This window comes from Acidovorax sp., from assembly GCF_047607405.1.
Classification (GTDB): Bacteria; Pseudomonadota; Gammaproteobacteria; order Burkholderiales; family Burkholderiaceae_C; genus Acidovorax.
Genome location: NZ_JASGDA010000040.1, coordinates 33842 through 48771 on the forward strand (window position 1 = coordinate 33842; position 14930 = coordinate 48771).

Here is a 14930-nt window from a genome sequence, read left to right on the forward strand (position 1 = left end):
AAAATTCGTTCTATAATGCGCGGCTTCGGTGGTATAGCTCAGTTGGTTAGAGCGCAGCATTCATAATGCTGATGTCCCAGGTTCAAGTCCCGGTACCACCACCACCTGCCAACCCACAGTGCCCTGCACTGTGGGTTTTTTCTTGGGCAGATGGATATCAAAAATCATAGCTGCTCGCGCCTTTCCAGCCTTGTTTTCAATGAGAAAACTATCTGAAACCTAATGGAATCAGGCACCAGCAGCTATCTTTTTTGAATACCCTGGCCACACGCCCCGCTTTTAGAATCGCTGCTTCAGCCCCTGGATGTAAACCATGAACCGCTGTCCCACGACCTCCTTCACACGCACCCTGCTTGCAGGGTGTGCCGCCGTACTGCTATGGACCGCGCTGCCGACCGCCGCCCAGGTCCAGCCCGGCCTCGGCGTCACGCGCAACTTTCCCCCGTCCGCGCTGCGCGGCGTGCTCACCATCGACACGGTGGCACAGGCCACGCTCAACAACCGCCCCATCCGCCTGGCGCCCGGCATGCGCCTGTTCAGCCCGCAGAACACGCTGGTCATGGCGCACAGCGTGATCGGCCAGACCTTCAAGGTCAACTACGTCATCGAGAACAGCACGGGCATGCTGCTCACGGCCTGGATCCTGACCGAGAAGGAAGCCGCGCAGCCCCGCAAGGGCAGCGACGCGGTGCATTTCAACTTCCGCACCGAGTCGGCCAACAAATAGGCCCGACCGCTCGACTGCCGAGGCGCGCCCGTGCGGGCGCGCCGCCGTTTCCGTTTTGTTTTTCCGCCCCGAGATAAGAGAGCCCGCCATGGCCAAGAAAGTCTTCATCAAAACCTTCGGCTGCCAGATGAACGAGTACGACTCGGACAAGATGGCCGACGTGCTGAACGCCGCCCAGGGCTACGAGCCCACGCAGAACGTTCATGAAGCCGACCTGATCCTGTTCAACACCTGCTCGGTGCGCGAGAAGGCACAAGAGAAAGTGTTCAGCGACCTGGGCCGCGTCAAGCACCTGAAGGCGCGCGGCGTGAAGATCGGCGTGGGCGGCTGCGTGGCCAGCCAGGAGGGCGCCGAGATCATCCGGCGCGCGCCCTATGTGGACGTGGTCTTCGGCCCCCAGACACTGCACCGCCTGCCCGAGCTGCTGACCCAGCGCGAGCGGCAGGACCGCCCGCAGGTGGACATCAGCTTCCCCGAGATCGAGAAGTTCGACCACCTGCCCCCGGCCCGCGTCGAGGGCGCGAGCGCCTTCGTCTCCATCATGGAAGGCTGCTCCAAATACTGCAGCTACTGCGTGGTGCCCTACACGCGCGGCGAGGAGGTGAGTCGCCCCTTCGACGACGTGCTGGTGGAGGTGGCGGGCCTGGCCGACCAGGGCGTGAAAGAGGTCACGCTGCTGGGCCAGAACGTGAACGCCTACCTGGGCAAGATGGGCGGCACGGCGGAGGTGGCCGACTTCGCCCTGCTGCTCGAATACGTGGCCGACATCCCGGGCATCGAGCGCATCCGCTACACCACCAGCCACCCCAACGAGTTCACGCCCCGGCTGATCGAGGCCTATGCGCGCATCCCCAAGCTGGCAAACCACCTGCACCTGCCCGTGCAGCACGGCAGCGACCGCATCCTGATGGCCATGAAGCGCGGCTACACGGCCATGGAATACAAGAGCACCATCCGCAAGCTGCGCGCCATCCGGCCCGACCTGGCGATGAGCAGCGACTTCATCGTGGGCTTCCCCGGCGAGACCGAGGACGACTTCCACAAGATGATGAAGCTGATCGACGACGTGCATTTCGACAACTCTTTTAGCTTCATCTTCAGCCCCCGCCCCGGCACGCCCGCCGCCGGCCTGCACGACGACACGCCGCACGACGTGAAGCTACGCCGCCTGCAGCACCTGCAGTCCGTCATCAACGCCAACATCAAGTCCATCAGCGAAAGCCGCGTGGGCACGGTGCAGCGCATCCTGGTGGAAGGCGCGTCCAAGCGCGACGCGGGCGAGCTGATGGGCCGCACCGAATGCAACCGCGTGGTCAACTTCGCGGGCCAGCCCCGGCTGATCGGGCAGATGGTGGATGTGACCATTACCGAGGCCAAGGCGTACACGCTGCGGGGCGAAGTCCTTACGCATGACACCGCCGCGCTGGCGGCATGAGATGCCCGCAGAAAGCAGCCACTCCCCGCTGAACAGCTTCTCCTTCCAGCAGTTGCTGCTGCTGGCCTTCCTGCTCATCGCCGGGCTGCTGGGCGCGAGTTCGCTGCGGGCGCTCTACACGCTGGAGCAGCTCATGGTGCAAAGCCGCCACGGCGCCGCGCAGGCCACCGCGCTGACCGGCGCCGCGCAGGCGCTCAACCAGCACGGCCAGGCGCTGGAGCGCGCGGCGCGGCAGTCGCTGGTGCTGCGCGACGCCACGCTGCGCCGCAGCTTCGACGACATGGCGGCCCAGGCGCTGGGCGTGCTGGCGCAGTTGCACAACAGCGGCCTGCCCGAAGAACAAGCGGCCCGGTGGCGCCAGCACCTCGACACCGTGCAGGCCCTGCTCGACGCCCCGCCAGAGCGCGCGCTGGACAACGAGCGCCGGGTGGCCGAGGAATTCGTCGGCCTGGACGCGCTGCACGCGGCCATCGTGCAGTCGGTGCAGGACATCAACACCCGGCGCAACCAAGAGCTGCAGGACCGGGTGGAGGACAGCCGCCGCAGCGTCACGCACCAGGCGGTGGGCGTGATCGTGCTGGCCCTGGTGCTGGCGCTGGCGCTGGGCATCTGGCTGGCGCGCCCGTTCAAGCGCCTGGAAGGCGCCATCCGCAGGCTGGGCGAGAACCAGCTGGACGAGCCCGTCGCCATTTCCGGCCCCGACGACGTGCGCCGCGTGGGCCAGCAGCTCGAATGGCTGCGGCTGCGCCTGTCGGAGCTGGACGCGGACAAGGCGCGCTTCCTGCGCCACGTCTCGCACGAGCTCAAGACCCCGCTGGCCGCCTTGCGCGAGGGCGTGGCGCTGCTGCAGGACGGCGTGACGGGCGAACTCACCCCCGGCCAGCGCGAGGTCGCGCAGATCCTGCACCACAACACCCTGGTGCTGCAGGGCGAGATCGAGGCCCTGCTGCGCTTCAACGCCGCCGCCTTCGAGGCGCGGCAGCTCCGGCGGCGCGATACCGACCTGCTGGCGCTGCTGGAGGCCCAGGTGGAAGCCCAGCGCCTGCAGTGGCAGGCCCGGGGCCTGCAGGTGCTGGTGCAAGGGCCCGCCGTGACGCTGCCCATCGACCCCGACAAGATCGCCTCGACCGTGAGCAACCTGCTGTCCAACGCCATCCGCTTCTCGCCCCAGGGCGGCACGGTGCGCATGGCGCTGTCCCACGGGCCGGGCGTGGTGCGCGTGGACATCGCCGACCAGGGCCCGGGCGTGGCGCCCGGCGACCGGGAGCGCGTGTTCGAGCCCTTCTACCGTGGCGAGCGCCAGCCGCAGGACGCCGCGCGCGGCACCGGCATCGGCCTGTCCATCGTGCAGGAATACGTGGCCGCCCATGGCGGGCGCGTGTACATCGTGGAAGATGGCACCCGTTCTTCTTTCTTTCGCATGGAACTGCCGAATGCCCAGTAACCCCTCCGCCCTCCGTGTCCTGGCTGCCGCCTGCCTGGCAGCCGTGCTCGGGGGCTGCCAGGCCGTGCGACCGCGTCCGGCAGAAGCTCCGCCGCCACCACCCCCCGCTGCGGTGGTCATCGCGGTCCCTGCTCCGGCCGAAGCCGCGCCCCCGCCCGCAGCGGCGCCCACGGCAGACCCTGTGGCCCAGGCACTGGCCCGGGCCGACGCCATCGCCCGCCTGGCGCCCGCCGAGCTGGGCCGGGAGATCGCCCGCCTGGGCGACAGTGAAGATGCAGCGCCCGAGAACCCGCTGCTGCTGGCCGTGGCGCTGGCCCAGACCCGCCAGCCCGCGGACACGGCCCGCGCCCTGGGGCTGGTGCAGCGCGTGCTGGGCAACGCTGCCGCACCGGCCCTGCACCCGCTGGCCCGCCTGCTCGAATCGCGCCTGCTGCAACAGCGGCGGCTGGAAGATCAGTTGGACAAGCAAGCCCAGCAACTGCGCGAAGCCCAGCGCCGCAACGAGCAGCTCAACGAACGCCTGGAGGCCGTGCGCGCCATCGAGCGCAGCCTGAGCACCCGCCCCGCGCCGCCCCCGCCCGCCAATGGCACAAAGCCCATGCCCTGACCATGGCAAAAAACCCATCCCCCGCCCGCATCCTGGTCGTTGACGACGACGCCGACATGCTGCGGCTGCTCTCCCTGCGCCTGTCGGCTGCGGGCCACGAGGTGGTCGCCGTGGGCTCGGCCGAGGCCGCGCTGGCCCAGCTCGACGTGGCGCGCCCCCAGCTCGTGCTGAGCGACGTGCGTCTGCCGGGCCGCGACGGCCTGGCGCTGTTCGACGCGGTGCGCGCGCGGCACCCGTCGCTGCCCGTCATCCTGCTCACCGCGCACGGCACCATCCCCGACGCGGTCGAGGCCACGTCGCGCGGCGTGTTCACCTACCTCACCAAGCCCTACGACGGCAAGGAGCTGCTGGAGAAGGTCAGCGAGGCCTTGGCCCTCAGCGCGCCCGCAGCCGCCCACCCGCACGCCGACGAAGCCTGGCGCGCCGAGATCGTGAGCCGCTCCCACCGCATGGCCGACCTGCTGGCCGAGGCCCACATGGTCGCCCAGTCGGACGCCAGCGTGCTGCTGCTGGGCGACAGCGGCGCGGGCAAGGAGCTGCTGGCCCGCGCCATCCACCGCGCCAGCCCGCGCGCGGCCAGGCCCTTCGTGGCCGTGAACTGCGGCGCCATCCCCGAGGCGCTGCTCGAATCCGAGCTGTTCGGCCACGTCAAGGGCGCCTTCACCGACGCCGTGAGCCACCACAAGGGCTTGTTCCAGGCGGCCGAAGGCGGCACGCTGCTGCTCGACGAGATCGGCGACATGCCGCCCGCCCTGCAGGTCAAGCTGCTGCGCGTGCTGCAGGAGCGCGCCGTGCGCCCCGTGGGCGCGAGCCAGGCCATCCCCGTGGACGTGCGCATCATCTCGGCCACGCACCGCAACCTCGAAGCCGCCATGGCGGCGGCGCAGTTCCGCGAGGACCTGTACTACCGCCTCAACGTGGTCACGCTGGCGCTGCCCACGCTGGCCGAGCGGCGCGAGGACATCCCGCTGCTGGCCAACCACTTCCTGGACAAGCTCGCGCGCAAGTACGGCAAGCGCCTGTCGGGCTTCGCGCCCGAGGCGCTCAAGGCGCTGACCGTGGCCGCCTGGCCCGGCAACGTGCGCCAGCTCTACAACGTGGTGGAGCAGGCATGTGCCCTGTCCACCACGCCCCTGGTGCCCCTGACCCTGGTGCAGCGCGCGCTGCGCACGCCCTCGGCCCAGGTGCTGAGCCTGAGCGAAGCGCGCCAGCGCTTCGAGCGCGACTACCTGGTGGACCTGCTCAAGATGACCGACGGCAACGTGGCCGACGCGGCACGGCTGGCCCAGCGCAACCGCACGGAGTTCTACCGGCTGCTGCAAAAGCATGCGCTGACGCCGGGGAACTTCAACAACCCTGCGCCGTAGTTTCAAGCCTTTTTGGCCTCTGGCGCTTATCCAGTAAGCGCTGCCAGCTATCAATTTTGTAGTTATCGACATACCACGCATCAGGTGCGCGCAAGCCTGTCGCCAATGAGCGACATGGGTAAGTGATTGATCCACCTAGGTTTTCCAGCCAGCCGCCCCTTGCAAGTCGCCATCCGGCGACAAAAACCTGTGTTTTGAAGCCCCTTGGAGCGCCCGCACAGTTGCTTACATGCACATCCGCTCCTAATTCATTGATTTAAAAAGAGTTTTCTGCGCTGGCACAGGGTTTGCCCTAGGTCTGGCATGGATGCTGTTTTTTCCCTTTGGCGGCGGCCCCTGCTGGCACTGGCGGCCACGCTGCTGGCGGGCGCTGCGCAGGCGCAGGGCTTCGACTTCGAGAGCGTGACGCGCCTGGCCCGCGAGCGCGCCGCCCAGCCCTACCGCGCATCTGGCGGCAAGCTGCCCGCCGACCTGGCCCGGCTGGACTATGACCAGGTGCGCGACATCCGCTGGCGGCCCGAGCGCGCGCTGTGGCGGGCCGACAGGCTGCCGTTCGAGGCCATGTTCTTCCACCTGGGCCTGTACCAGACCGAGCCGGTGCTGATCAACGAGGTCACGCCCCAGGGCGTACGCCACGTGCGCTATGACAGGGCCGATTTCGACTACGGCAAGAACGACAGGCTGCGCCCGCAGGACTGGGGCGACCTGGGCTTTGCGGGCTTTCGGCTGCACCACCACCTGAACTCGGCCGACTACAAGGACGAGCTGGTCGTGTTCCAGGGCGCGAGCTACTTCCGCGCGCTGGGCCAGGGCCAGCAGTACGGCCTGTCGGCGCGGGGGCTGGCCATCGACACCGTGGGCGGCAAGGAGGAGTTTCCCCGCTTCACCGAGTTCTGGCTGGTGCGGCCCGCGCCAGGCGCCAAACAGGCCACGGTCTATGCGCTGATGGACTCGCCCCGTGCCACGGGCGCCTACCGCTTCGACATCACGCCCGGCCCGCAGACCACCACCACGGTCAGGAGCCGCGTCTTCGTGCGCAGCACCGGCCAGCCCATTGCCACGCTGGGCATCGCGCCGCTGACCAGCATGTTCTTCTTCGGCGAGAACCAGCCGCGCAAGGAGGACTTCCGCCCCGAGGTCCACGACTCCGACGGCCTGATGGTCGCCACCGGCGAGGGCGAATGGCTGTGGCGCCCGCTGCAGAACCCCCGGCAGGTGCTGGTGACCTCGTTCGCCACCCAGAACCCCAAGGGCTTCGGCCTGATGCAGCGCGACCGCCAGTGGAGCAGCTACGAGGACGTGGAAGCCCGCTACGAGCGCCGCCCCAGCGCCTGGGTGCGCCCCCTGCACGACTGGGGCGCGGGCCGCGTGGAGCTGGTGCAGCTGCCCACGCCCGACGAGACGCACGACAACATCGTCGCCTACTGGGTGCCCGCCCAGCTGCCCGCGCCCGGCCAGCCGCTGGAGTTCGCCTACGAGCTGCTCTGGCAGGGCGACGAACAGCAGCGCCCGCCCGGCAGCTGGGTGGCGCAGTCGCGCCGTGGCATGGGCTACACCAAGCCAAACGCCGCAGCCCCGCGCCAGCAGGTGCAGTACGTGGTCGATTTCGACGGCCCGGCCCTCCAGGCCCTGGCGCCGGACGCCGCCGTGAAGGCCGTGGTGAGCAGCGACGCCAACGGCCAGGTGGTCGAAAGCAATGCCTACGGCAACCCCGCCACGGGCCAGTGGCGCATGACCGTGCGCACAGAGCGCAAGCAAGCCGGCCGCCCCGTCGAGCTGCGGGCTTTTCTGCAACACGACAACCACGCAGTGAGCGAAACATGGACGCACATCCTTCTTCCCGAGTAGGCACACCGCGTGCGCAGCGCCACCCCAACTCCGTGACAGCGCCACCGCTGCACCGGGGCTCCATGCCGCCCGTGCCCTGGCGCGGCTTCTGGAACAGCCTGTGTACGGCGGCGCTGCTGCGCCTGACGGGCCACACCCGCGCCAACGCCGCCAGCGCCGCGCCCGCCCAGGCGTGGCAGGGTGCGGCGACGCAGCGCCGCTGGGTCTTCGCGCTGCTGACGGGGCTGACCACGGCGCTCGCCACGGCCCTGTTCGCCCAGGTGCAGCCCGACCACGGCAACGCCTGGCTGGGCGCGGGCCAGATCGCGTTGTTCGCGGTGCTCTCGGCCTGGGTGGTCACCGGCTTTCTGACGGGGCTGATGGGCTTCTGGGTGATGCTGCGCGGCGACCGGCACGCGCTGTCGGTGCGCAGCGTGACGGAGCACCAGCTCTCGCCCGACGCGCGCACGGCCATCATCATGCCGATCTGCAACGAGGACGTGGCCACCGTGTTCGCCGGGCTGCGCGCCACCTGCGAATCGCTGGCGGCCACGGGCCACGGCGCCACGTTCGACGTGTTCGTGCTGTCCGACAGCTACGACCCCGCCATCGCCCGCGCCGAGCGTGCCGCGTGGGAGGACCTGCGCGGCGCCCTGGCGCAGAACGCCCAGCAGCCCCAGGTGCAGGTCTATTACCGCCTGCGCACGCGCCGCACGCACCGCAAGGCGGGCAACGTGGCCGACTTCTGCCGCCGCTGGGGCAAGGACTACCGCTACATGGTGGTGCTGGACGCCGACAGCGTGATGAGCGGCGCCTGCATCGTCTCCATGGCCAAGCTCATGGAAGCCCACCCGAGCGCGGGCATCATCCAGACGGCCACGCAGGCCATCGGCCACGTCACGCTGCATGCGCGCGCGCAGCAGTTCGCGTCGCGCGTCACGGGGCGTCTGTTCACCCTGGGCATGCAGTACTGGCAGCTGGGCGAATCGCACTACTGGGGCCACAACGCCATCCTGCGCGTGGAGCCGTTCATGCGGCACTGCGCGCTCGCGCCCATTGCGGGCCGGGGGGGCCTGGCGGGCGGCATCATGAGCCACGACTTCGTGGAAGCGGCCTTGATGCGCCGCGCGGGCTACCACGTGTGGCTGGTGTCCGACCTCGTGGGCAGCTACGAGCAGCAGCCGCCCGACCTGCTGGCCGAGCTGCAGCGCGACCGCCGCTGGTGCCAGGGCAACCTGCAGAACGCGCGGCTGATCGCCGAGCCCGGCATCCACCCCGTACACCGCACGATGTTCGCCACGGGCGCCATGGCCTACCTGTCGGCACCGCTGTGGCTGGCCTTTCTCACGCTGGGCACGGCGCTGTGGCTGTCGGGCGCGCGGCAGGCGGCGGGCGCGCACGTGCTGCCCAGCGAGCTGCTCGCGCTGTGGGGCTGGACGCTGTGCATGCTCTTCTTGCCGCGCATTCTGGGCGTGGCCGCCGTCTTCATGCGGCGCGAGCAGCACGAATACGGCGGCGGCGCCAGCCTGCTCCAGAGCGCCGCGCTGGAGAGCGCGCTGGCCATCCTGCAGGCGCCCATCCGCATGCTGGCGCACTCGCTGTTCGTGCTGGTGGCGCTCACCGGCCTGAAGCTGGACTGGAAGTCGCCCCCGCGCGAGGCGCAGGCCGTGCCCTGGCACCACGCGCTGCGCCAGCTCGCGCCCATGAGCGCGGTCATCGCCCTGCTGGCCGCTGGCGTGGCGCTGATCGACGCCAGCGCCCTGCTCTGGCTGCTGCCCGTGGGCCTGCCGCTGGCGCTGGCCACGCCGCTGGCCGTGTTCACCAGCCGCACCGACCTGGGCCGCACACTGCGCGAGCGGCGCCTGCTGCTGATCCCCGAGGAGTCGTGGTCGCCGCCCGTGCTGCGCCGTGCGTGGCTGCACGCCAAGCCCAACGCCGCGTGACGGGCGCGGGGCATTTACGATAGGCGCCGCTTCACTCTCGGCCCCGCGCCTCTCCGCCCATGCCCCTCACACACCTTGCCACCCGCCGCGCCTTCCACGCCAGCACATTCGCCCTGGCCCTGACCCTGGCGGGCTGCGCCGCGCCGCCTGGCAAGGCGCCCGACCGCACTCAGGTCACTGCGCCCACAGCGCAGCCGCAGCCCGAGCCGCCGGGCCGCGTCATCTTCCTGGGCTTTGCGCTGCACTCGCAGGCCAAAGCCTTCCGCAACGACGTGCTGCTGGCCGAGAAGCTGGCCAGCAGCATCGACCCCAAGGCGCTGCGCATCAAGATGGCCAACCCCGCACCCGGCCAGCCAGCGGACTGGCCCCAGGCCACGGTCGAGAACTTCACGCTGGCGATGAACAAGACGGCCGAGGTGGCGCGGCCGCAGGACCGGGTGCTGGTCTTCATCGCCGCGCACAGCAACCCGGGCGTGCTCAACGTCATGGTGGACGGCAAGCACCGGCACCCGATCACGCCGCAGATCCTGAGCGACGCGCTCGCGCCCCTGGCCGCCAGGCAGGTGCCCACCCTGGTGGTGCTGTCGGCCTGCTACAGCGGCGCCTTCGTGGAGCCGCTGAAGGCGCCCCACCGCGTGGTGCTGACGGCCACCGACGCACGCAGCGCCTCGTTCCGCTGCCAGTACCCGGGCGAGTACACGCCGTTCGCCGAAGCCCTGTTCGGCCAGGCCGCCATCGGCCTGCCCGTGACCGCGTGGATGGCCGCCGCCCAGCAGGCCGTGGCCGCGCAGGAACAGCGCCGCAAGCTGCCGCCGTCCAAACCGCAGATCTTCGTGGGGGACGAGGCGCGGGGCTGGGCCAGCCAGCCGCTGGGTCAATGGCTGGCAGCGCCGCGTTGAAAGAAAAACCGGCGCACAACGCGCCGGTTTACTCATCTTTTGATAGCTGCTCGCGCTTGCTGGATAAGCGCTGGAGGCCAAAAATGCTTGAAATCTATCAGAACGGCATCTTGGGCATGCCGCCGCCGCCCAGGCCCTTCATGCCACCCATGCGCTTCATCATCTTCATCAGGCCGCCGCCCTTCATCTTCTTCATCATGCCCTGCATCTGCTCGAACTCTTTCAGCAGGCGGTTCACTTCCTGAACGTGCACGCCCGCGCCGCCCGCGATGCGCTTCTTGCGGGTGGCCTTGATCAGCTCGGGCTTGCGGCGCTCCAGCGGCGTCATGCTCTGGATGATGCCTTCCTTGCGGCGGATGTCGCGCTCGGCCTTGTCCAGGTCCACCTGGCCGGCCTTGGCGGTAAGCTGCGCGGGCAGCTTGTCCATCAGGCTGGACAGGCCGCCCATCTGCTTCATCTGCTGCAGCTGCGACAGGAAGTCGTTGAGGTCGAACCCGTCGCCGCTCTTGACCTTGGCGGCGAGCTTCTGCGCCGCTTCCAGGTCCACGCCCGCCGTGACCTGCTCCACCAGCGCCACGATGTCGCCCATGCCCAGGATGCGGCCCGCGTGGCGCTCGGCGTCGAAGACTTCCAGCCCGTCGATCTTCTCGGACACGCCCGCGAACTTGATGGGCGCGCCCGCCACCTGCCGCACCGACAGCGCCGCGCCGCCGCGCGAGTCGCCGTCGAGCTTGGTCAGCACGATGCCGGTGAGGGGCAGCGCTTCCTTGAAGGCCCGGGCGGTGTTCACCGCGTCCTGGCCCTGCATGGCGTCCACCACGAACAGCGTCTCCACCGGGTTCAGCACGGCGTGCAGGTCCTTGATCTCCTGCATCAGCGCGTCGTCGATGGCCAGGCGCCCTGCCGTGTCCACCAGCAGCACGTCGAAGTAGTGCTTGCGTGCGTAGTCCAGCGCGGCCAGGGCGATGTCGCGCGGCTTCTGCTCGGGCGTGCTGGGGAACCACTCGGCGCCCGCCTGCCTGGTCACGGTCTTGAGCTGCTCGATGGCCGCCGGGCGGTACACGTCGCCCGAGACGGTGAGCACCTTCTTCTTGCGCTTTTCGATGAGGTGCCTGGCCAGCTTGGCCGTGGTGGTGGTCTTGCCCGCGCCCTGCAGGCCCGCCATCAGGATGACGGCGGGCGGCTGGGCCGCCAGGTTGATGTCGGCCACGCCCTGGCCCATGGTGGCGGCCAGCTCGCGGTTGACGATGCCGACCAGCGCCTGCCCGGGCTTGAGCGAGCCCAGCACTTCCTGGCCCAGGGCCTTTTCCTTGACGCGGGCGATGAAGTCGCGCACCACAGGCAGGGCCACGTCGGCTTCGAGCAGGGCCATGCGCACCTCGCGCAGCATGTCCTGCACGTTGGACTCGGTGATGCGGGCCTGGCCGCGCATCTCCTTGACGAGGCGCGTGAGTTTGTCGGTAAGTGCGGAGGCCATAGGAAAAAAGGGGTTTCGGTGGGGCCGCGGGCGGGAATGCCAGGGCAGGTGAAAGGCTAAACTGCGGCCCATGATTTTAGCGAGTAGCTCCCCCGTCAGCTGGCTGCTGGCCCTGGCCGCCGCCACGGCCTATGCCGTGCCCGCCGCAGGCGCATCGCGCCTGGGCGCGGCGGCAGCGCGCAACGCGCTGCTGGCGGCCTGGGTGCTGCACGGCGCGGTGCTGGTCTGGGGGCTGTGGGGCGACGCGCCGCGCTTCGGCTTCGCGCCCGCGCTGTCGATGACGGCCTGGCTGGTGCTCACCGTGTACGCGGTGGAGCGGCAGTTGTTCCCGCAGCTCCAGGCCCGCTGGGCGCTGGCCGCGCTGGGCGCAGCCGCCGTGGTGCTGGCCCTCGTCTTCCCGGGCCAGCCGCTGCACGTGGCGGCCTCGGCCTGGCTGCCGCTGCACCTGGCGCTGGGCATTGCCTGCTACGGCCTCTTCGGCGCGGCGGTGGTGCATGCCTGGCTCATGACCCGCGCCGAGCGCCACATCCGCCAGGCCGAAGACCCGCACAGCGGCATCCCGCTGCTGACGCTGGAACGGCTGACCTTCCGCTTCGTGGCGGCAGGCTTCGTGCTGCTCACGGCCACGCTGCTGGCGGGCTGGCTGTTCAGCGAGCAGCTCTATGGCCGCGCCTGGCGCTGGGACCACAAGGCCGTGTTCTCGCTGCTGTCGTGGCTGGCCTTCGCCGCGCTGCTGCTGGGCCGCGCGCGCTTCGGCTGGCGCGGGCGCAGCGCCGTGCGCGTGCTCTACACGGGCGCGGCACTGCTGCTGCTGGCCTACGTGGGCTCGCGCTTCGTGCTCGAAGTCATCCTGGGCCGCAGCGCATGAAATACCTGGTGCTGCTGATCGTGCTGGCGGTGGCCTTCGGCATCTGGCGCAGCCGCCGCGCCCAGGCCGTCGCGGCGCGGCCACGGTCGCGCGCCCTGCCCCAGGACATGCTGGCCTGCGCGCACTGCAAGGTACACATTCCCCGACCGGACGCGCTGGTGGCGGGCGACCGGGCCTATTGCTGCGCCGAGCACCAGCGCCTGGGCCCGGCCTGACGCGATGCCGACACTCCGCGCCCCGGTGGACGCACCATTCCTGCGCCTGTGGCGCGGCTTCCTGACCGGCCGCGTCATGGTCGCCCTGGCGCTGCTCATCTTGCAGGGCGCGATGCAAGCCATCAATCAGACTCCCTCTCCCACGGTGCTGGGGGTCTGCGCAGCCTACCTGGCAGCCACCATCTTGCTGCGCATCCTGGCCCGCCGCGCTCCGCCCGCGCCTGGGGCGGGCGTGCAGTGGCTGCCGTCGGTCGGCGTGGACCTGGCTGCCATCTCCGTTCTGCAATGGCTCCAGGCGAGCACCATGAATTTCACGCCGCTGTTCGGCCTGCCCATCCTGATGGCGGCCGTGCTGGGCACCCTGACCCTGGCGCTGGGCACCACGGCCGCCGTCACCCTGCTGCTGCTGGCCTGGGCCTGGTGGCAAGGCACGGGCACGGCGGGCGACGACCTGTCCCGATACCTGCAAAGCGCGCTGACGGGCACCGGCTACTTCATCGTGAGCTACCTGGTGCATCAGCTGGCCTCGCGGCTGGCGCGCGAGCAGCAGGTGGCGCAGCAGAGCCAGGTCGCGGCCCGCGTGCAGACGCAGGTGAGCGCGCTGGTCATCCAGAACCTGACCGACGGCGTGCTGGTGGTGGACGAGAGCGATACCGTGCGCATCGCCAATCCGGCCGGGCTGCAGCTGCTCGGCAAAGGCGCGCAGTCCGAGCCGCCGTTCACCCTGGCGGCCGAGGCGCCCTGGAGGCCGCTGGTCGTCCTGGCGCAGCGCACCTTCCGCCAGGAGCAGCCACAGGCCGCCGACGTGGACCTGCTGCACCCCGGCCAGAGCCCCACGGGCCTGCATGTGCGCACCTGGCTCACGTCCACGCGCGAGGACGTGCGCACAGCACAGACCGAGCGCCTGTGCGTGATGTTCCTGCACGACCTGCGCGAGATGGAAGCGCGCCTGCGCACCGAGAAGCTCGCGGCCATGGGCCGCATGTCCGCCGCCGTGGCGCACGAGATCCGCAACCCGCTGGCCGCCATCGTGCAGGCCAACGCCCTGCTCGAAGAAGACCTGCACGACCCCGCCCAGAAGCGGCTGGCGCACATGGTGCAGCAGAACGCCGACCGCCTGGCGCGCATCGCCGAGGAGGTGCTGGACATCGCCCGCGTGCAGCACCAGATCAGCCATGCGCCCGCGTCCACCCTGCGGCTGGACGAGACCGTGGCGCAGATCTGGGCCGACTGGCAGGCCCAGGATCCGGCGCGGCGCCGGGCCGTGGTGGCGCTGGGCGCCGGGGCCGCACAGGTGGAGTTCGACGCGGAGCACCTGCGCCGCGTGCTGGTCAACTTGCTGGACAACGCGCTGCGCTACATGGGGACGGAGGCCGATTCGCTCGCCGTCACCACGCGCATCGCGCCCTCAGGCCAGGTCAGCCTGCAGGTGTGGAGCGACGGCGCGCCCATGGACAAGTCGGTGGAGCGCCACCTGTTCGAGCCCTTCTTCTCGTCCGAGAGCCGCTCCAGCGGCCTGGGCCTTTATATTTGCCGCGAGCTGTGCCAGCGCCACGGCGCAAGCATCGGCTACCAGCGGCTGAACCGGACCACGGCGCGCGGCGAAACGGGCGGGAACGCATTCACGGTCGGATTCCGCCGCACCACGCGCCCCAGCGACGCCGCCACGCTGTTCGACACCATCGTCGTATGACCATGAGCACCTCCACCCCCGCCTCCATCCTCGTCGTGGACGACGAGCCCGACCTGCGCACCCTGTACGAACTCACGCTGCTGCGCGAGGGCTACCGCGTGGAGACCGCATCCAACGTGCAGGAGGCGCGCGAGCAGCTCAAGGCCCGCCGTTTCGACGCCGTCATCACCGACATGCGCCTGCCCGACGGCTTCGGCATGGAGCTGCTGCAGGACCTGCGCGACCAGCAGCGCCGCGAGCGCTGCGTGGTCATGACGGCCTACGGCTCGGCGGAGAACGCCGTCGAGGCCCTGCGCTCGGGCGCCTTCGACTACCTGACCAAGCCGGTGGACCTGAAGCAGTTCCGCTCCGTCGTGGCCTCGGCGGTGCAAGGCTCGGGCGGCGTGCCCGCGCCGCGCGCCGCGCGCCACGCCGGGGGCACGGCACGC

The 14930-nt window shown here is 70.0% G+C and carries 13 protein-coding genes, 1 tRNA gene and 1 pseudogene; 14 read left to right on the top strand and 1 reads right to left on the bottom strand.

All coding sequences use genetic code 11. The features are described from left to right. Positions 1–27 precede the first annotated feature (27 nt). From QM569_RS05195 to QM569_RS05240, 10 genes and pseudogenes are all read left to right on the top strand, one after another. Positions 28–104: transfer RNA gene (locus QM569_RS05195), tRNA-Met, on the top strand. 209 nt (positions 105–313) lie between these two features. Then, the gene (locus QM569_RS05200) at positions 314–727 is read left to right on the top strand and encodes a hypothetical protein (protein ID WP_414986168.1); all 414 of its coding nucleotides are present in this window, start codon (positions 314–316) and stop codon (positions 725–727) included. Between the two features lie 88 nt (positions 728–815). Next, on the top strand, positions 816–2162 hold the full coding sequence (gene miaB, locus QM569_RS05205) for a tRNA (N6-isopentenyl adenosine(37)-C2)-methylthiotransferase MiaB (RefSeq protein WP_414986169.1): 1347 nt from the start codon (positions 816–818) through the stop codon (positions 2160–2162). A 1-nt stretch (position 2163) separates the two neighbouring features. Further along, on the top strand, positions 2164–3606 hold the full coding sequence (locus tag QM569_RS05210) for a sensor histidine kinase (RefSeq protein ID WP_414986170.1): 1443 nt from the start codon (positions 2164–2166) through the stop codon (positions 3604–3606). Further along, entirely contained in the window at positions 3596–4213 is a 618-nt protein-coding gene (locus tag QM569_RS05215; protein ID WP_414986171.1) for a hypothetical protein, read from the top strand. The genes QM569_RS05210 and QM569_RS05215 overlap by 11 nt, the downstream gene beginning before the upstream one ends. A gap of 2 nt (positions 4214–4215) precedes the next feature. Beyond that, complete coding sequence (locus QM569_RS05220; protein ID WP_414986172.1) at positions 4216–5580, top strand: sigma 54-interacting transcriptional regulator; 1365 nt, start codon at positions 4216–4218, stop codon at positions 5578–5580. 6 nt (positions 5581–5586) lie between these two features. Then, positions 5587–5706: pseudogene (locus QM569_RS05225) on the top strand (hypothetical protein); the annotation flags it as partial. Between the two features lie 177 nt (positions 5707–5883). Continuing rightward, positions 5884–7428, top strand: coding sequence for a glucan biosynthesis protein G (locus tag QM569_RS05230; RefSeq protein ID WP_414986173.1), 1545 nt, complete (start codon positions 5884–5886; stop codon positions 7426–7428). Next, positions 7401–9350: a glucans biosynthesis glucosyltransferase MdoH gene (mdoH, locus tag QM569_RS05235; protein ID WP_414986174.1), complete on the top strand. Its 1950-nt coding sequence runs from the start codon at positions 7401–7403 to the stop codon at positions 9348–9350. Before QM569_RS05230 ends, mdoH begins: the two co-directional genes overlap by 28 nt. 59 nt (positions 9351–9409) lie before the next feature. Then, the gene (locus QM569_RS05240; protein ID WP_414986175.1) at positions 9410–10249 is read left to right on the top strand and encodes a C13 family peptidase; all 840 of its coding nucleotides are present in this window, start codon (positions 9410–9412) and stop codon (positions 10247–10249) included. A gap of 97 nt (positions 10250–10346) precedes the next feature. Here QM569_RS05240 and ffh read toward each other — a convergent pair whose 3' ends face one another. Further along, positions 10347–11726, bottom strand: coding sequence for a signal recognition particle protein (gene ffh, locus QM569_RS05245; protein WP_414986176.1), 1380 nt, complete (start codon positions 11724–11726; stop codon positions 10347–10349). 70 nt (positions 11727–11796) lie between these two features. On the opposite strand from ffh, the gene QM569_RS05250 reads away from it, so the two are divergent. The 4 genes from QM569_RS05250 to QM569_RS05265 all read left to right on the top strand — a co-directional run. Continuing rightward, positions 11797–12594, top strand: coding sequence for an inner membrane protein YpjD (locus tag QM569_RS05250; protein WP_414986177.1), 798 nt, complete (start codon positions 11797–11799; stop codon positions 12592–12594). Further along, the gene (locus tag QM569_RS05255; RefSeq protein WP_414986178.1) at positions 12591–12809 is read left to right on the top strand and encodes a PP0621 family protein; all 219 of its coding nucleotides are present in this window, start codon (positions 12591–12593) and stop codon (positions 12807–12809) included. The genes QM569_RS05250 and QM569_RS05255 overlap by 4 nt, the downstream gene beginning before the upstream one ends. Positions 12810–12813: 4 nt before the next feature. After that, complete coding sequence (locus QM569_RS05260; protein ID WP_414986179.1) at positions 12814–14502, top strand: ATP-binding protein; 1689 nt, start codon at positions 12814–12816, stop codon at positions 14500–14502. 2 nt (positions 14503–14504) lie between these two features. Continuing rightward, the coding region (locus tag QM569_RS05265; RefSeq protein ID WP_414986180.1) for a response regulator at positions 14505–14930 on the top strand (426 nt) is incomplete at its 3' end.